General features: G+C 66.7%; 17 protein-coding genes. 13 read left to right on the top strand and 4 right to left on the bottom strand.

Annotated features, from left to right (window positions below):
• Positions 1-25: 25 nt before the first annotated feature.
• A complete protein-coding gene (locus OHA42_RS30115) occupies positions 26-598 on the top strand; it encodes an adenine phosphoribosyltransferase (RefSeq protein ID WP_328413183.1) in 573 nt (190 codons plus the stop codon).
• A 421-nt stretch (positions 599-1019) separates the two neighbouring features.
• Positions 1020-2609: an ABC-F family ATP-binding cassette domain-containing protein gene (locus tag OHA42_RS30110; protein WP_406231144.1), complete on the top strand. Its 1590-nt coding sequence runs from the start codon at positions 1020-1022 to the stop codon at positions 2607-2609.
• A gap of 75 nt (positions 2610-2684) precedes the next feature.
• On the opposite strand, the gene OHA42_RS30105 is transcribed toward OHA42_RS30110, so the two are convergent.
• A complete protein-coding gene (locus OHA42_RS30105) occupies positions 2685-3110 on the bottom strand; it encodes a nuclear transport factor 2 family protein (protein ID WP_406231143.1) in 426 nt (141 codons plus the stop codon).
• A gap of 86 nt (positions 3111-3196) precedes the next feature.
• On the opposite strand from OHA42_RS30105, the gene OHA42_RS30100 reads away from it, so the two are divergent.
• From OHA42_RS30100 to OHA42_RS30070, 7 genes are all read left to right on the top strand, one after another.
• Positions 3197-3724 (top strand): winged helix-turn-helix transcriptional regulator, encoded by a 528-nt coding sequence (locus OHA42_RS30100; RefSeq protein ID WP_406231142.1) that lies wholly within the window; start codon positions 3197-3199, stop codon positions 3722-3724.
• Between the two features lie 108 nt (positions 3725-3832).
• Complete coding sequence (locus OHA42_RS30095) at positions 3833-5104, top strand: hypothetical protein (protein ID WP_406231141.1); 1272 nt, start codon at positions 3833-3835, stop codon at positions 5102-5104.
• A gap of 18 nt (positions 5105-5122) precedes the next feature.
• The gene (locus tag OHA42_RS30090; protein WP_406231140.1) at positions 5123-5392 is read left to right on the top strand and encodes an AMP-binding enzyme; all 270 of its coding nucleotides are present in this window, start codon (positions 5123-5125) and stop codon (positions 5390-5392) included.
• A gap of 4 nt (positions 5393-5396) precedes the next feature.
• Positions 5397-5846, top strand: a complete 450-nt coding sequence (locus OHA42_RS30085; RefSeq protein ID WP_406231139.1) for a hotdog fold thioesterase — start codon at positions 5397-5399, stop codon at positions 5844-5846.
• A gap of 138 nt (positions 5847-5984) precedes the next feature.
• Positions 5985-6347, top strand: a complete 363-nt coding sequence (locus OHA42_RS30080; protein WP_406231138.1) for a DUF427 domain-containing protein — start codon at positions 5985-5987, stop codon at positions 6345-6347.
• A gap of 600 nt (positions 6348-6947) precedes the next feature.
• On the top strand, positions 6948-7124 hold the full coding sequence (locus OHA42_RS30075) for a hypothetical protein (RefSeq protein ID WP_406239925.1): 177 nt from the start codon (positions 6948-6950) through the stop codon (positions 7122-7124).
• A gap of 135 nt (positions 7125-7259) precedes the next feature.
• Complete coding sequence (locus OHA42_RS30070; protein WP_406231137.1) at positions 7260-7886, top strand: NUDIX hydrolase; 627 nt, start codon at positions 7260-7262, stop codon at positions 7884-7886.
• Between the two features lie 75 nt (positions 7887-7961).
• Here OHA42_RS30070 and OHA42_RS30065 read toward each other — a convergent pair.
• The 3 genes from OHA42_RS30065 to OHA42_RS30055 form a co-directional block, all read right to left on the bottom strand.
• Positions 7962-9097, bottom strand: a protein-coding gene (locus OHA42_RS30065; protein ID WP_406229487.1) for an IS3 family transposase whose coding sequence is annotated in 2 segments (ribosomal slippage) — positions 7962-8833 and positions 8833-9097 — 1137 coding nt in all. Because the reading frame shifts where the segments join, the coding sequence is not laid out codon by codon here.
• 335 nt (positions 9098-9432) lie between these two features.
• Entirely contained in the window at positions 9433-9765 is a 333-nt protein-coding gene (locus tag OHA42_RS30060) for a YnfA family protein (RefSeq protein WP_406231136.1), read from the bottom strand.
• 106 nt (positions 9766-9871) lie between these two features.
• Positions 9872-10612 (bottom strand): metallophosphoesterase, encoded by a 741-nt coding sequence (locus tag OHA42_RS30055; RefSeq protein WP_406231135.1) that lies wholly within the window; start codon positions 10610-10612, stop codon positions 9872-9874.
• Positions 10613-10827: 215 nt separating this feature from the next.
• On the opposite strand from OHA42_RS30055, the gene OHA42_RS30050 reads away from it, so the two are divergent.
• The 4 genes from OHA42_RS30050 (at position 10828) to OHA42_RS30035 (ending at position 17921) form a co-directional block, all read left to right on the top strand.
• Positions 10828-12018 (top strand): alkaline phosphatase family protein, encoded by a 1191-nt coding sequence (locus tag OHA42_RS30050; protein WP_406231134.1) that lies wholly within the window; start codon positions 10828-10830, stop codon positions 12016-12018.
• A 443-nt stretch (positions 12019-12461) separates the two neighbouring features.
• A complete protein-coding gene (locus OHA42_RS30045; protein ID WP_406231133.1) occupies positions 12462-14885 on the top strand; it encodes a RelA/SpoT family protein in 2424 nt (807 codons plus the stop codon).
• Positions 14886-15236: 351 nt separating this feature from the next.
• A complete protein-coding gene (locus OHA42_RS30040; RefSeq protein WP_406231132.1) occupies positions 15237-16871 on the top strand; it encodes a cutinase family protein in 1635 nt (544 codons plus the stop codon).
• 54 nt (positions 16872-16925) lie between these two features.
• On the top strand, positions 16926-17921 hold the full coding sequence (locus OHA42_RS30035) for a hypothetical protein (RefSeq protein ID WP_406231131.1): 996 nt from the start codon (positions 16926-16928) through the stop codon (positions 17919-17921).

Raw genomic sequence — 17921 nt, 5'->3', positions numbered from 1 at the left:
GGTGATGGACCATGGAGAGGTGTCGATGAGCAAGCACGCGGCGGTCGAATCAGACGACCTGGCAACCGAGCGGACCACAAAGGCCGCCGAGCTGGTAGAGCGTCTTACCCGGTGGCGCGACGATTTCCCTACTCCTGGTGTTCGTTTTGCTGATCTCAGCCCCGTTTTTGCCGATCCGGAGGGCTTCCGTGCCGTCATCGACTGCCTCGCGGATTGTGCACCGCAGGCCGACCTGGTCGCCGGCGTCGATGCCCGCGGCTTCATTATCGGCGCGGGCGTCGCGGCCACCCTCGGCACCGGCGTCCTCGCGGTCCGCAAGGCGGGCAAGCTGCCCCCGCCCGTGATCACCCGCGAATACAGTCTCGAATATGGCACCGCGGCCCTGGAGATCCCCGCCGACGGCATCGATCTGAAGGGTCGCCGCGTGCTGCTCCTCGACGATGTCCTGGCCACTGGCGGCACCCTCGCGGCCGCCGCGGCCCTCTTCGCCGAGGCGGGCGCTGAAGTCGTCGCCGCCGCGGTGGTCCTCGAGCTCGGCTTCCTCGGCGGGCGCGAGCGGCAGGGCGACTACCCGTTGACCTCGGTGGTTCGCATCTAGTCATTTCGAAAGAATCCGTCAGGACGTTGCTCCGGCGCAGGCCGGGAGAATGCCGCGCATCATCAGCCTTCCGAGCTGATGGTGCGCGGTTTCCTTGGGCGCCCGGCCGCAGCCATGCTGCCGGGCAATACCGCTCCGAGGAGCCGACCGTCGAACAGGCGCGGGCGGGGTGAACAGGTGCGCCCGGAAGCGATCCGGCACTCGGCTGACGGCGTGCGCGGGGCTCGTGGAAGGTCGCGCAGACCGCAGACCTGCGGAGAAGATGTGATCCAAATATCACTGGCGCGATCGGTCCGGTTTGCCTAATCTGGACGAGTCTTGTTCCCGTTGATCGGAGTCATGCCGTTGCTCTCATGAGGTAGCCACTCGGGCGGCCCGCGTCTCGCGCGTCGCATTCCGTTGCAACCTCTGGGGTAGGTACATGACCAATCTTTCTATTTCCGATCTCACTTTCTCGTGGCCCGACGGGACTCCTGTCTTCGATGGGCTCGACGCTGTGCTCGGTCCCGGCCACCTCGGTCTGGTCGGCAGCAACGGCGTCGGCAAATCGACGCTGTTGCGGCTGATCGCTGGTGCACTGCCGCCGGCGCGTGGCTCGATCACGGTTTCCGGTCGCCTGGGCTATCTGCGGCAGGATCTCGGACTCGGCGATGGGCTGCGGGTGGACGAAGTGCTCGGCATCGCGGATGCGCGAAAAGCCTTGCATCGCATCGAATCCGGCACGGCAGCTGACGCCGACTTCGACATCGTCGGCGGCCAGTGGGACGTCGAGGAGAGCGCCGTCGCGCTGCTCGGCCGGCTCGGTCTGCACTATCTGGCCGATTCGACAGAGCAGCTCGATCGCCGACTGGAAACCCTGTCCGGCGGCGAGACGGTACTGCTGGGATTGGTGGCGCAGCTGCTGCGCGAGCCCGATGTGCTGTTGTTGGACGAACCGACGAACAACCTGGATCATGTTGCCAGGCAGCGGCTTTATGCCGTGGTCGCCCAGTTCTCCGGCACAGTGCTCACCGTAAGCCACGATCGTGAGCTGCTGGACCGGATGACCTCGATCGTCGAGCTGCGGCAGGGCGAATTGCGGTTGTTCGGAGGAAATTTCAGCGAGTACGAGCAAATCATCGAGGCCGAGCAGCAGGCCGCGCGGGCGGCGATCCGCGATGCGCGCAGCGATGTGCGCAAGCAGGCACGCGAACTCGTGGAGGCGCGGATCAAACTGGATCGACGACTGCGCTACGGGCAGAAAATGTGGGACACCAAGCGCGAACCGAAAATCGTGATGAACGAGCGGAAACGGCAAGCGCAGGTGTCGGCGGGCAAACTGCGCAACAACCACATCGAAAAGGTCGATACCGCAAAGGAACAGCTCCAGCAGGCGCAGGAGTTGTTGCGCGACGACAGGGAGATCCGTGTCGATCTGCCCGACACCCGGTTGTATCCGGGCCAGGACGTGATCGACCTCGACGGGGTCCGGCTGGCGTGTGGACCGAAGGTGACATTGCGGGTGACCGGCCCGGAGCGTATCGCGCTCACCGGCCGTAACGGCGTCGGCAAAACCACGTTGCTGCACCGGATCGTCGAGGAATCGCCGAAGGTCGCGTGGCGGATGCTGCCGCAACGTCTCGACGTCTTCGACGAGCCGTGTTCGGTGTTCGAGAACGTGGCGGCGGCGGCACCGCACGCGTCGGCGGAGCAGATCCGGGCTCAGTTGGCGCGGTTCCTGTTCCGGGGTGCCGACGCCGATGTCGCCGCCTCGGCACTGTCCGGTGGTGAACGTTTGCGTGCCGCGCTGGCCATGCTGCTGCTGGCCGACCCGGCGCCGAAGCTGTTGCTGCTCGACGAGCCGACCAACAATCTCGACCTGCCGAGCCTGGAGCATCTGACCCAGGCGCTCGCGAGTTTCGAGGGCGCGCTGATCGTGGTGAGCCACGACCCGCGGTTCCTCGACGACATCGGAGTGACCCGTCGGGTGGAACTCACCGCCGACGGCCTGGTCGAGACCCCAGTCGGCTGATGCGGCGGCGTGGGTCGCGCAGCGCCGCACATTCCTCGGTGTCGTTCACCCGCACTGCCCTGCGGGTGTCGCGCATCAAGGGGTGTGCGGCCGCGTGCCGGCGGCTCGCCGCATGACGCCGGGGTGCCGGATGAGCCGGGGGCCCAGCCTGACCGCGAGGAAGGTGAGGGCGGGCCACGGGCGGATGTGCGGGTTCAGCTTGCGGATGCGGCCGTCCTCGTCGAGCTCGATGACCATCGCCTCGGTCATTCGGAACGGTCCGATGGATGCCTCTCCCAACAGGACTCGGTGCGCGCCGTCGCCGATCTGATCGGTCCACTGCATCGCGGAGATGCCGCGGTACACCGCGGTCAGCAGGATCCGAAGATCGTCCTGCCCGCGGAATACCAGTCGCCCGGAGATCGGGGAGGCGAGCTCGGCGTCGGGTGCGAGGGTTTCCATCAGTGCGTCGATGTCGGCGGACTCGGTCGCTTTGCGGAACTGGGGCACTGCGTCTGTCATGGCCTCGATCGCCTCTCGTGCGTGGTGTCGGTCGAGGCGAATCCTTCCCCAGTCGCTTGCAAAAAGCAATGGACTAGGATGGTCGGGTGCCCAAGGCTGCTATGTCCGACATCGTCTGCTCGATCGCGCGCACCCTCGACGTGGTCGGCGAGCGGTGGACGCCGCTGATCCTGCGCGACCTGTTCGTCGGCCTGAACCGATTCGAAGACATCCGCCGCGACCTCGGCATCGCCACCAACGTCCTCACCGCCCGCCTGGAAACCCTCCAGCAGCACGGCATCGTCGAAACCCGCGCATACCAATCGAATCCGGTCCGCTACGAGTACGTGCTCACCGATCAGGGGCGCGACCTCTATCCGGTCCTGACGATGCTCATCACCTGGGGCGACAAATGGCTCGCCCCTGAAGGTCCTCCGGCCCTGGTCGTGCACGACGACTGCGGCCGAATCACCTCCGGCATCGTCACCTGCACCAACTGTCACACCCCCCTGACCGCCGACAACGTCCACTGGCTCCAAGGCCCCGGCGCCCACCGCGCCCCAGGCACCATGCTCGTCGGCGACTATCTCCAGCCCCCGCCACGTCGAGCCGGACATGACGGTGTTCCGACCTGACCTCTGCGGCCGCCATGTCCTGCTCACGCCCTGGCTGATCGGTGGTGGCGGAACCCGGGTGTGCTGCCCCGACTTTCGGCGTTGGACCGCGGACACAAGGATGTATCCATGGGAATCGAGCTGAATGTCGCGGGGGTGTGCCGCGCGCCCACTGAAGACTTTCTGCAACGGGTCGAGCGGTGGTTGCGGACCGGGCCCGCGGGGGCGCGGATCGATTGGACCTCGACGTCGGCACCGTTCCGCAATCCGGTCGAGGTATCCGGCGACCAGCTGCTTGCCGTGCTACATCCCGCGGCCGAGCCGGTCGATCTGCGGGCGGCCCACGGTCAGGTGGTGGTGACCGCGGGATGTGCGCCGGCCGGGCCCGGCTATCACCGGCACGTCGCCGCGGTCCTGCACGAAATGGGCAGGGAGTTCGACATCGTCTGGGACGAGGGGACCGATGATCCGCTCGGGCTTGCGGATAACCGCGCGGAGGTCGAACGGGACTATCTGACGTGGATTCGAACGCTCGCGCACACCGTGCTCAGCCAGGTGCCGACCGAAGGCAATGTGGTGTCGCTCGGATTGTCTCTCGGCAGTGACCAATTCGACTACGAGGGCTTGGCCGCGACCTGGCTCGGACCCCGTGACGTCGACTGGTTCCGCGCCGTCGCCGATGGCGACGAAGCCGCCGCCGTTCGATTCTTCCCTTGGTGGGAGGACGGCTGGACGGCGCGAACCTTCCGTGACACCGCACTCGGCATCATGTGGAACGACGTGCGCTGGCGGGTTCCCACCGACGAAGACGACGCGCCGGCATTGCGTCAGGCCGACACACTGCTCGCCGAGGCGAGTCGGCTCGACCACGCACTCGAATTGCCGTGGGCGGCCTGGCACGAGCTGCGCGGACTGCTCGGCACGTTGGAACCGGTTGTCGACGACGCGCCCGCGGACCTGGCTGAACGCGCCAGCCACGATTTCGGCGCACGTCCCGGGTATCGGCGCCGGCCGGTGTTCACCTCGCTGCTGCCCGGTTGGAGTTTGCGCATCCCCGGCGATTTCACCTACGGGTGGGATGGTGACCGCTGGTGGGCGTGGGACGGCGAGCGCCAGATCGACATCACGGTGCTCCGGGTAGACGACGAAAAGACCGGTCCACCGCCCGCGGCCATGCTGCAATACGGCGCGAATGCGACCGAAGGGCACCGCGGCGAGCCGGTGCTCGGCGGGCCCGGCGACGGCTGGTGGTTGCCCTCCAGTGACACCGACGAAGCCGGTGTCCAAGGCATCGCCAGCCACCGCAACGGCGAACTGCTCCTGGTCACCATCAGCGTTCCTGACGCGGAGATGAACTGGGCGATCGAAACGTGGCGTTCCCTGCGCTATTCGCCCCGCTGAGGATCCGCCGCCACGACGATGCCCCTCAGCGTCCATCCGTCGGTCGCCGATGTCGCGATCATCGCGTACCCGGACGAGGTGATGGGCGAAAAGTGTTGCGCTGTGGTGGTTCCCGCGTCAGGATCGGCGGTGACACTGCAGGAACCGGCCGAGCATCTCCGCGCTGTGGCGGTGGCCTCGGTCACACTTCCCGAACGCCTCGTGCTCGCCACCGAACTGCCGCGCAACCCGGTCGGTAAGCCGATGCGTCGCGACCTGCGCGCCGAGCTCCTCGACACCGAAGGTTGACCCCATGACCGATGCCCCGGTCGGACTACACCGCGCAACCCCGAACATCACCGACGGCGACGCCGCCGTCCAGCTCACCGCATTACTGCAGGGCCGACTGCCGGGACTGCTCGGCGTACGCGTGCTCACCGCCGACGCTGCCCGAGTGACCGCAGAAATGGAGGTCAGGGAGGAGCTCATGGCCCCCAACGGCTACCTGCACGCGGCCACCGTGGTGGCGCTCGCCGACACCGCCTGCGGCCTCGGCACCCGCCTCAGCCTGCCCGACCGCGCCGACAGATTCACCACCATCGAGCTGAAATCCAACTTTCTGGCCACCGCGCGCGCGGGTCTGATCCGCACCGAGGCAACGCTCGTGCACGGCGGCCGTCGCACCCAGGTCTGGGATGCCGTGGTCAGCGACGGCGCAGGCAAGACCATGGCGCTGTTCCGCTGTACCCAGCTGATCCTCTAACCGCCGCATGTCCTCGAATTCGAGGAACAGCGCGACCGCGCGCTCGCCCGCGAGGCCATGAAGCGTGAGGGTCGAGCCATCTGAACCTGCCGACGCGGGGCCGGAATAGAACGATCGGCGCGGTCGGTTGCAGTAACCATGACGAGACCTGTTCTGCAGCCGGGCCCGGATCATCCGATCACCGTCACGCCACACCCGGAGCGCATTGTCGTTCGAGTACAAGGTCAGGTGGTCATCGACACGCAGAACGCACTGGTTCTGCAGGAAGCGTCCTACCCGCCGGTCTATTACCTGCCGTTGGCCGACGCCGAGGAATCGGTGCTGGAGCGCACCGACACCGCCACGTATTGCCCCTACAAGGGCGACGCGAGCTACTTCACCGTTTCGGTCGACGGTGCACAGAGCATCGACGCGGGATGGGCCTACGAGTCGCCGTACCCGGCTGTCGCCGAGATCAAGGACCACATCGCGTTCTACCCCGATCGCGTCGACGCTCCGTAACACTCGAGCCGTTGCGGCGGCGGGCTATCGCACGAGACCGAGACAGCGCTTGAAGCCAGGGGCCCCGCCCATCAGGTGGGCGCCCGCCGATTGCAGGATCCGGTCCTGAGCGACGATGTGCTGGCACATGGTGTTGGTGTCGCACAGCCAGCGATCCAGCGGTGACCGACGATAGATCGACGAAGTCCGGCGCAGGTCGTAGAGGCGCTGGACGGTCGCTGTGTGTGCAACAGGCTACACACCGCCTAAGCCTGAATCGCCTTAGAGCTGTTGGGCATTAACGGTTTTCGGGCATCTCGGAAAGAAGTACTTTTGACGACGATCGTTTTGGTCGAATCGCGTCGACCTGCCCACCGGTCTGGCCGACCTGCGAGACGTGGGCTCGACTGCCGAAGCGGCCTCCGTGGGAAAAGTGCTCGGCACCAATAGTCCTGGTATCCGAGCCTTGCCCGGCGGCCGCGGCTAGGCAGTCGATTCGAGCGGATCATCGCCGACGCGGGCTGCTGCGCCGCAGGGCCCGACATCGCCGGCCGGGCCGCCGCGTGCGCACAGGTTGCTGCCGCTCGGTGATCGATGGGACGAATCATGAAGGGGTGCAACATGTCTCAGGGGCACATCATTGTGGTCGACCTCGGGTTCGGCGATGCGGGCAAGGGGGCGACGATCGACTGGTTGTGTTCGCCGGAGGCCGAGTTGGGTGTGGCGGCAGCGGCACGCCGGATCCGTTACGGCGCACTCCATTCGACGTCACCGCTCGCAGTGTCGCCGGTCGCATGAATGCCGACGCATTGCGACCGTGCGGCGAGCGGTCCACGGTGGTGGCAAGTCGTGAAGCTTGCGCTCGGGTTTCCCGTTCGTTGGGCGGGCCCTCCATCGCGGTCTAGTGCGCAGGCTGGGGCAGGATAGGTCGACGTGGAGCAATCTGTGGTTTCGGTGGATGTGGTGGCGCTGCGATTCTGGGGTGCGGACGCGGGGGTCACGATCGGGGTTGCGCCGCGCGAGCTCGAGCCGTTCACCGGGGAGTTGGCGTTGCCTGGGGTGTTGCTGAGGCGGGGGGAGCGGTTGGTTGGGGCAGCGCGGCGGGCGGTGCATGCAAAGTTGGGTGTGCCCGAGGCCGCGATCGGGGCGGTGGGGCAGTTGGTCACCTTCGACGAGCCGAATCGCGACCCACGCGGCCCGACCTTGTCGATCGCGATGTGGGCAGTTGTCGGCCCACACGAGGGTCCGGCGCAGTGGGTGTCGTTCGACGCCGTGCCCCAGCTCGCCTTCGACCACAATCGGATCGTCGACGCCGCACAGGGCTTGCTCGCCCGCCTGCTCTGGAAGGACATTGCCTTCACCCGCGCCCTCACGGGTGATGAGTTCCCCGCCACCCGCGCCGTTGAACTCAGTACCACCCTGCAGGGCGCCAAGCCGGACCCGGCAAACCTGAACCGCACCCTCGCCGCCCTCCCCGGCCTCTACCGCACCACCGAACGCCGCCGCGTCAAAGCCACCGGCCGTCCCGCCGCCGTCTGGGCGTTCACGCCGACCGAGTAGCCCGGCCCGCCTGGCGACGCCCGCCTGACCGGCACATGGTGGAGTGTGACTGGGCCCCGATGGCAGGTCCACCGGCTATGCGAGTTGTAGCTGTTGCCGGAACTCGGTCGGTGACCATTGCTGACGGAACGCTTCAGGGCTGAGGAAGCCCAATGATTCGTGTGGCCGGTAACTGTTGTACTCGACGCGCCAGTCCTCGGCAAGGACCCGCACCTCGGTCAACGAATGAAACACCTCGCAGGACAGGAATTCGTCGCGGAAACGGCCGTTGAACGACTCGCAGACCCCGTTCTGCCACGGCGATCCAGGATCGATGAACGACGCGTCGACACCGGTGAACCGGCACCAGTCCCGCATCGCGTGAGCGGTCATCTCGGTGCCGTTGTCCATACGGATATGAGCCGGTCTTCGCCCGGTGACCGCAACGATCTCGTCGAGCACACCGACCAGCTGATCGGACGTGCACGATCGGAATGCCCTGGTGGCCAAGGCTTCCCGCGTGAACTCGTCGACAATGTTGAGAAACCGGACCTGGCGGCCGTCGACAGTCACATCGACCTGGAAGTCCAACGCCCACATCTGATCCGGGAACGACGCCCGCATCCGCTGGTTGCGGCCGGTCCCGATGCGACGTTTCTTGCGCACCCGGCTCGGTCGTTTCAATCCCTCCTCGCGCCAGAGTCGTTGCGTGCGTTTATGGTTGGCGACCAAGCCTTCGCTGCGGCACAACGCGTGGGCTTTACGCCAACCCCACCGCGGATGCTTACGCGAGATCTCACGCAATCGGGCCCGCAGTGTTCGTTCGATCTCGCCGATCGCCGGCGGTCGGCGTTGCACCGAGCGGGACTGCCCGGCCACCCGGCATGCCCGGCGTTGGGACACCCGGAATCGTTGCTGCAGAACCACTACGGCTCGGCGGCGCCGCTCCGGGCTCAGTAGTTTCCCCGGTTCAGTTCCTTGAGCATATCGATATCGAGGGCCTGCTCGGCGACCATCTTCTTCAGCCGCGCATTCTCCTTCTCCAGCTCTTTCAACCGTTTGGCATCGTCGGATTTCATGCCGCCGTATTGGGGTTGCCAGCGATGCCAGGAGGCCTCGGAAATCTCGAGGTGCTTGCACACCTCCTCGATCGAGAACTTCTCACCGATCAGCTTCTCGCCCTCACGGAGCTTGCGGATGATCTGCTCGGGGGTGTGTCGTCGTCGTGCCATGTCGTGATCTCGTCCTCCTGCACCCATTCTGGTGCATCAGAACTCTCACAACCGCTGGACCTGCTCAAAGGGCTCCAGTCAAGTGGCCCACCCACGTTCTGCCGCAGCCACGTGCCGCTCGTTACGCGGACCGTTCGGGGGCGGTATCCGATGGCTGCGGGATTGCTCGGGTGTTGGTGTCGCCGTGTGGATTCGGTGCTGGAATAACATTGTGATACTTTGATATGCGCATCTATTCATGCGAGTCACCAGGGCATTTTCAATGCTTTCTGGAAGTGGCGCCTTACAGACCGCAAGGACGCGGAAGGGGTTGCGGCTCGGAGGGTTTCGGTTGGCTAGCCGCGCGGTGCGTACATGATGATCGCCACGCCGCACAGGCAGCTGGTTGCGCCCACGTAATCCCAACGGTCGGGGTGGAATTTGTCGACGATCATGCCCCAGACGAGAGAGCCTGCGACGAAGACGCCGCCGTATGCGGCGAGGATGCGGCCGAAATTAGGGTCCGGCTGGAAGGTTGCCACGAAACCGTATGCGCCGAGGGCGAGGACGCCTGCCGCAATCCAAAGGACGCCGCGGTGTTCCCGCCAACCCTGCCAGACGAGCCAGGCGCCGCCGATTTCGGCAAGCGCGGCGAGAGCGAACAACAGCAGCGACTTGGCGACGGTCATGGCCAGAACCTACCGGCCGGGCCACGCTGGTAGCCGTTGGACTCGCCTCGCTGGGATACTCGACCGGCGCGCTGTTGCCCGTCAGGTCGGTTGCGGGAATCGGCCGCTACGTCAGCGCTACGTGGTAGACGACGTAGCTGCGGCCGATGACGGGATAGGAGACGTTGCGGACCGGGACACCGCCTGCGGTGCGGCCGAATTCGGTGCCGCCGTGTGCATGGCCGTGGATCGCCAGGGTGGCGCGTCCCGCGTCGACGGCCTCGGCCAGATCGTGGCAGCCGAGGCCTGGGTAGATCTTTCGTGGCTCGCCGACCAGCGTGTCGATGACGGGGGCGAAATGCATGAGAGCGATTCGGGTTTCGCAGGTGAGGGTGTCGAGTGCCTGGTGTAGGCGGAGCGCGTCGAGGGGGCCCCGGCGCATGCGGGCCTGGTGTTCGAGGGTGCCTTCGTCGGGTGTGCCGGGGTAGCGGGGGAATCCGCCGCTGCCACCCATCACTCCGGCGATGCCGAGTCGGGAGCCCGCCAGATCGAGGGTGACGGCGTCGCCGTCGAGCAGGTGAATGCCGGCGGCGGTGAGCATCGTGGCGATTCGGTAGCCCAGCTTGTGGTCGTGGTCGTGGTTGCCGAGCACCGCGACGACAGGTACCGGGAGAGCCGCGATTTCGGCGCAGAGCAGATCGGCTTCGCGCAGTGTGCCGCTCTGGGTGAGGTCGCCGCCGAGCAACAGCACGTCCGCGTGCTCGGCCAGGCGGGTGAAGTCGGGACGGAACACCCCGACCACCGAGTCGCGAATGTGCAGGTCTGCGACAGCCGCGACTCGGATGCTGCGATTCCCGCTGTACTGCATGTCCGTCAGCCAGCCACATGACCAGCCGGGTGTCAATCGGTATCCTGCACACCTCGTGCGGGTTAACCACTGTGAACAGGTGGAATAGCTGTCGGCTCTGGAATGTTCAGCGGTCGTTCAGCGAGGCAACGCGCGGTGGCGTGACCGATGAAACGTCTATGAACAGTGGCGCGGTGGCCTTCCGGAAGGCCGCGCGGGCCCGCATGGTTCGAACTGTGAGGGAACCCAGCGAGCGGGCCATGGACCCAGTGTCGTCGGCAGCCGACGGTCACGGGCATCGGTGGGACGCGGTCGTCGAGCCGGTCGTGGCCGAGGCGTTTCCGGGGCATCGTGGAGCCGAATGTCCGCACCGTGCGGGTGCCCGACGCGACATCGGGGGGCCGCTGCCTCCCGAGCGCGGTGCAGGTCGGCGTCCGTGGGGCGGCGCCGTGAGCCGTAGGCGGTTGCTGTCGGGTGCGGTTGCCGCCGCGGCGGTCGCGGCGCTGCCCGTCGCCGCGCCGGCCGGAACCGCGCGGGCCGATGGCCGCGTGCGCAAAGTCGTGCTGATCGGGCTCGACGGGTTGATGTACAAGAAGATTCAGCAGGTGCAGGCGCCGAATCTGTTGCAGCTCAGCGCAGAAGGGTCGCTGAGCCGAACGTCCATAGCGCCGCACATCACCATCTCCGGCCCGTCGTGGGCCACCGTGTTGACCGGTGTGTGGGACCGCAAGCACGGCATCAGGAACAACCAATTCGATGCCACGCCGTTCGCGAAGTATCCGACCGTGTTCACGCAACTCGGGCGCGCCAACCCAGCATTGAAAACCCATTCGATTGCCACCTGGGATCAGATTGCCACCATGGCCGCGAGCGGCAACCCGCGCGCCGACGTGGTCATTTCCACCCAACCCGTGCCGAACGACGCTGATGAATCCACCGTCGACGTCGCTACCGCCGATGCCGTAATCACCGCCGTTACCCGCTTCGGACCCGATTTCCTCTTCACTCACCTCGATCAGGTCGATCGGGCGGGCCATAGCCACGGGGGTGCGTCACAGGAGTATCTCAACGCCGTGACTCGCATCGATGTGCTGGTCGGCCGAATCGCCGCCGCCGTCGACGCGCGGATGCGGGCTAATCCGGCCGAGTCGTGGACGATCTTGGTCACCGCCGATCACGGGCACCTACCGGAGGGTGGTCACGGCGGCCAATCAGCCGACGAGACAACGAATTTCGTGATCGCCCGCGGTCCCGATTTTCTAGCGGGTGTCACCGACGCCCGCTACTCGCTGGTCGACATCACCCCCACTGTGCTCGACCTGCTCGGCGCGCCACCCGACCCTGGCTCCGACGGGCACTCCATGCTCGCCCACCCGCGCGGCGATGTCGGGATAGTCGAGGTCGTCGCGCCGCAAGGAGTGCGCTAGTCCTCGAGGCGGCTCACGTCCTGATTACCCAGCGGCCGCCGCTCACTGCGATGTCGGCGTCCTTCGATGCCACCAGTAGTCCCGGCCTCGGTGCGGACGGTATCGACGCCGGCGTGCGGTGCGGTCGAGGCGGGCAACGGGCTCTTGCCGATGTGATTGCGTCACCTACGCTGGGATTATCCGCGGGTGGTTCAGCCGTTGTACCGGTCGGATCGTCACCGCGGAGGCTGCGAGGTTCCGGTCGGTATTCCGCGGTACCCACACAGCCGATTTTGCGAACACGGCTACCCGGTGGAATCGAGCCCGGGTCCCCCGCAGGTGACACGAAAACTGTCTCCGCTAATCGCGGATCGGACGGACGAGTCGAGGCGGGACTAGAGTTGATGAGGGCGGTTGCAGCGGTCGGATAGGGTGGTCCGACCGCGGCGTGGAGAGGTGGTGGCATGACTCAGCATCTAGGCGAGGCGAATGTCGAGCAATCGGCGGTGGCCTCGCCCACGAATGGTGCCTCGGCCGCCCCAGGGGGAAAGGCGACACCGGCCACTCCCGCCGCACAGCCTGCGGCCGGTAATTCGGCTCCCGCGCGGCAGCCGGGAACGTCGGCGGCGGTGCCCACATCGGCGTCACGACGGGTTCGCGCGCGGTTGGCGCGGCGGATGACCGGCCAGCGCGGTATCGCGGCGGTCAAGCCGGTGCTCGAGCCGTTGGCCAGCGTGCATCGGGAGCTGTATCCGAAGGCGAACCTCACGCTGCTGCAGCGCGCGTTCGATGTCGCCGACGAGCGGCACGCGCATCAGTTCCGCAAGTCCGGCGACCCGTACATCACCCATCCGCTCGCGGTCGCCAATATTCTGGCCGAGCTCGGCATGGACACGACCACGCTTGTCGCGGCGCTGTTGCACGACACCGTCGAGGACACCGGGTATTCCCTCGAGCAGCTGACAACGGATTTCGGTGCCGAGGTCGCGCATCTGGTGGACGGTGTCACCAAGCTGGACAAGGTCAATCTCGGCGCGGCGGCGGAGGCCGAGACGATCCGCAAGATGATCATCGCGATGGCGCGGGATCCGCGCGTGCTGGTGATCAAGGTGGCCGATCGGCTGCACAACATGCGCACCATGCGTTTCCTGCCACCGGAGAAGCAGGCGAAGAAGGCGAAGGAAACTCTGGAGGTGATCGCGCCGCTGGCGCATCGCCTCGGCATGGCCACGGTCAAGTGGGAGCTGGAGGACCTCGCGTTCGCGATCCTGCACCCGAAGAAGTACGACGAGATCGTGCGACTGGTCGCCGACCGGGCACCCTCACGTGACACCTATCTGGCGCGGGTGCGCGCGGAGATCGTCAACACCCTGGCCGCCTCCCGGATCAATGCAATCGTCGAGGGCAGGCCCAAGCACTACTGGTCGATCTACCAGAAGATGATCGTCAAGGGTAAGGATTTCGACGACATCCACGACCTGGTCGGCATCCGCATCCTGTGCGACGAGGTCCGCGACTGCTATGCCGCGGTCGGCGTCGTGCACTCGCTGTGGCAGCCGATGGCGGGCCGGTTCAAGGACTACATCGCCCAGCCGCGCTACGGCGTCTACCAGTCGCTGCACACTACGGTGGTCGGACCGGACGGCAAGCCGCTGGAAGTGCAGATCCGCACTCAGGACATGCACCGCACCGCCGAGTTCGGCATTGCCGCGCACTGGCGCTACAAGGAGACGCGCGGTAAGCACTCCAACGACTCCACCGAGGTCGACGACATGGCGTGGATGCGCCAACTGCTCGACTGGCAGCGGGAGGCCGCAGACCCGGCCGAGTTCCTGGAGTCGCTGCGCTTCGACCTGAAGTCGCCGGAGATCTTCGTGTTCACCCCGAAGGGCGATGTGATCACGCTGCCGCAGAAGTCGACGCCGGTCGATTTCGCGTACGCGGTGCACACCGAGGTCGGGCACAAGTGCATCGGCGCGCGGGTGAACGGCCGGCTCGTCGCGCTGGAGCGTCAGCTGGAGAACGGCGAGGTCGTCGAGGTGTTCACCTCGAAGGCGCAGAACGCGGGACCGAGCCGCGACTGGCAGAACTTCGTGGTGTCCCCGCGTGCCAAGGCCAAGATTCGGCAGTGGTTCGCGAAGGAACGCCGCGAGGAGGCGCTGGAGAGCGGCAAGGAGCAGATCGGCAAGGAAGTCCGCAGGGTCGGGCTGCCGTTGCAGCGCTTGATGAGCGTGGACGCGATGACCGCGGTCGCGCACGAGCTGCACTACACCGACATCTCGATGCTCTACACCGCTGTCGGCGAGCACCAGGTGTCCGCGCATCACGTCGTGCAGCGGCTGATGGCGCAGCTCGGCGGGATCGGCGACGTGGAGAACGAGCTCGCGGAGCGTTCCACCCCGTCGACCACGCCCAGCAGGCAGCGCGTCACCGGCGATGCCGGTGTGCTGATTCCCGGTGCGCCGGGCACGGTGGCCAAGCTGGCCAAGTGCTGCACCCCGGTGCCGGGCGACGAGATCATGGGCTTCGTGACCCGCGGCGGCGCGGTCAGTGTGCATCGCACCGACTGCACCAATGCTGGTTCGCTGCGCGAGCAGGCCGAGCGGATCATCGACGTGGAATGGGCGCCGTCGCCGTCGTCGGTGTTCTTGGTGGCCATCCAGATCGAGGCGCTCGATCGCACCCGCCTGCTGTCGGACGTGACGAAGGTGCTCGCCGATGAAAAGGTGAACATTCTGTCCGCCTCGGTGGCCACGCATGGCGATCGGGTCGCGATCAGCAAGTTCACCTTCGAGATGGGCGATCCGAAGCATCTGGGTCACCTGCTCAATGTGGTGCGCAATGTGGAAGGCGTGTACGACGTCTACCGCGTTACCTCGGCCACCTGAGTGACCGGTTTTCGTCAAGATAGCTGAACATCGCCGCAGGTCACCGGGTTTGACCCGGTGACCTGGCTATTTTTCGGGCACAAACGTTCGCGCCGGTCGGGCGTTCGCCGGAATGCGAAGTCCGGGTTGACGATTCGAATCCTCGGGGGTCGCCGCGGGATTGCCTTCGACTGATCATGATCGGAAAGTTGTCGGCAGGTCCGGCACGCCACGCCAAGCCGTGTCCGGGATCGTCCGGCGGTTCCCGGAAACTTTTCGCGGGCTCAGCGATGTTTGCCGGATTCTGTTACGGTTTAGTGCGTTTCATGGCGTTGAGGATGGCTGCGGCAACACGGATGATTGCGGATCGCTATGGCAAAGTACTCGGCACGAACCTCGGGAATGCTGGTCGCGTTCACCGTTGCTGTGGCGACCGCTACGACCGGCGCGGCGGCCGCAGCGCCCGCGAATCCCGCGGGACCCTCGACGAATGTGCCGATCGATAGCTGCCCCGCGCTGTACGCGTTGGGAATTCAGGGCACGGGGGAATCCTCGCCCGACGCGGCACCGACCACCGACACCGGGATGCTGTCGACGGTCTTTCGGCCGATGCTGGCGAAGGCTCCCGATCCCGGACTGGTCGATCGTGCCTATGTGCCCTACGAATCCGGATTCGGCGGCGCGACCGCCGGTGGCGCGGTGCCGTATTCGGAGTCTGTTGCCGGCGGGCTGACCAGGTTGCGGAGCATGGCCGCGACGGTCGCCGAGCGGTGCGGGAACACCCGGTTCGCGGTGGTGGGGTATTCCCAAGGCGCCCATGTCGCATCGATGTTCGCGCAGGAGATCGGCCAGGGCCGCGGTGTGCTGCCTGCCGAGAAGGTCGCTGCGGTAGCGCTGTTCGGCGATCCGACGCGCAACCCCGGCGCCCCGCTGTTCCCCGGCTCGCCCGGCAAGGCGACGCCCGATGCCGCGCCCGGCACCACCGGTGATCAGCTGGCCTCGATCGCCGCGCTGGCCCAAACGCCCGCGGCGGGCGGTGGTATCGGTCCGGACCGGGACAGGGCGGCGAATTTCGGCGCGCTGACCGGCCGCGTCGCGAGTTTTTGTGCGGCGGGCGATCTCGCGTGCGACGCACCACAAGGGGCGCCGATTCTGAAGGCCGTCGCCAATGTCGTCGGGCAGGCCAAGCTCAGTGGCGGCGACCCGATCGCCTCGTTGGTATCGATCGCGCAGGCGTTGGCGTTCACCTCGATCAAGACGGCGACCAAGGTCGCCGGCGAGGACATCCAAGGCAATTCGATCGCGAATCTGTCGCTCTCGCCGCGGAAGTCGATCTCCCAGCGGCTGGCCGACGCCGCCGACCCGCGCACCCCGCCGGAGATTCCCGGTGCGATCCAGGGCCTGCTGAAGGTCGGCATGATCGGTCTGAACTCGGTCGTCGCCGTGGTCAGGGCGGTCCTCGATCCGGCGAGCATCGGTCAGCTCGCCGGCGCGGGGTTGTCGGATCCGGTGTCCGGTCTGCTGTTGCTGGGAACGAAGCTGATCGGCGCGGTTCCACAATTGATTCCGCCGACCACCGGCGTTCGTCTTGTCACGCAGGCCTTCGACGCGGTTGTACAGAACATCACCGACAACAGCGAATTGCTCAACATCACCACCTGGACGCGGTACTGGGACACCGTCCAGCGCCACACCGGATACGGCACCGCGGCGATGTCCGCCAACGGGGAAGCACCGACTCAGTTCGTCGCCGACTGGTTCGCTGCGGTCGCACGCGATGTGGCAGGCACGTTCGGCAGTGGCGCCACGCCGCAGGGCGGCAGCGACAGGCCGCCGACCGGATTCTTCGGCGAAAGCTCCGGCGCGTCGACTGTGCCGAATTCGTCCGGTACGGGACAATTTCCGTTTGGGACGGGAGCCGATGGCGCCTCATCCGGAGGCGAGCCCTCGGTGCCCCCCGCCGATCGGCCCGGCACCGCCAACACCTACCCGTTCTCCACGAACTGATCGCCGAGAGGGTCTGACGATGCGCCATGTGCCTCGCTCCGCGGGACGGGGGGAATGTTGAAGTCGTACAAACAGCTGTCGCGTTGGTACGGCCCGCTGGAGCCGGAGACGGGCTCGGCCGCCCCGGCCTACGCAGACGAAGTGGGTGCTTCCGTCCTCGACGACGATGGGTCCGCGCGATATCCGCACTACATTCTCGACGACGATCCCGACGAGATCCGAGCGCGCGCGGACGTGCCGACCGATCTCCCGTCGGGCCGTAGCGAATTCATCGGTGGCTGGTCGGACTGGGTGTCCGGCCGCGCACCCGGCCCCGACGACGACTACGCACCGCCGCTGGATGGTGGCGTCGTGCGCTTCCCGTGGCCGGAGGACGAATTCGACAACGACCGCGCGGATTGGGCCGCCGCGGCGGCCTCACGCGCACTGCGCCAGGAGGCTCGCGATCATCCGGCTGCACGCCGCGCCAGGGTGATCGCGGTGCTGATCGTCGCGGTGGTGCTGCTCGGTGCGGCCGTGGCGGGTGTGCTGTTCCTGCTGGACTCCTCCGACGATCGCAGCGCGGCCGGTCCCACGTCCTTGCCCCTGCATTTCGCCGCGGGCACCGTCCAAGCCGACGACATCGGCGCAAAGCCGGTTTACGCGACCCGACCGCAACCCGGCACCGGTGCGAGCGCGGCCGGCGCCTGCCCCACCGAACGTGCTGATCGCGTGGTGCGTAGCGCAGAATCCGGCAGTACTGGGTCGGGGCCGGATGCGGTGCTGTCGTTCCAGTACGGCTACTACGTGGAACGCTCCGGTGAGCGGGCCAGGGCAGCGGTAGCACCCGAGGCCACCGTCTCGCCCGCGTCGGTGATCCAGCGTGGTATCGACTCCATCCCGGTGGGCACCACGCACTGTGTGCGCATCGTGACGCTCACCGACACTCGGTACTTGGTGGAGATCACCGAGTACCGGCCCGGCGGTGTGCCCGCCACGTACAACAAGCAGACGGTCACCACAGCGGTGGTCGACGGCCGCACCCTCATCACGGGTATCGCGGCCGGATAA

Origin of the sequence: Nocardia sp. NBC_01009, from assembly GCF_045208035.1 — a bacterium.
In the GTDB taxonomy this organism is placed as follows: Bacteria; Actinomycetota; Actinomycetes; order Mycobacteriales; family Mycobacteriaceae; genus Nocardia.
Note: the sequence above shows the minus strand (reverse complement) of the source record. Positions and strands in the feature narration are given on the sequence as shown.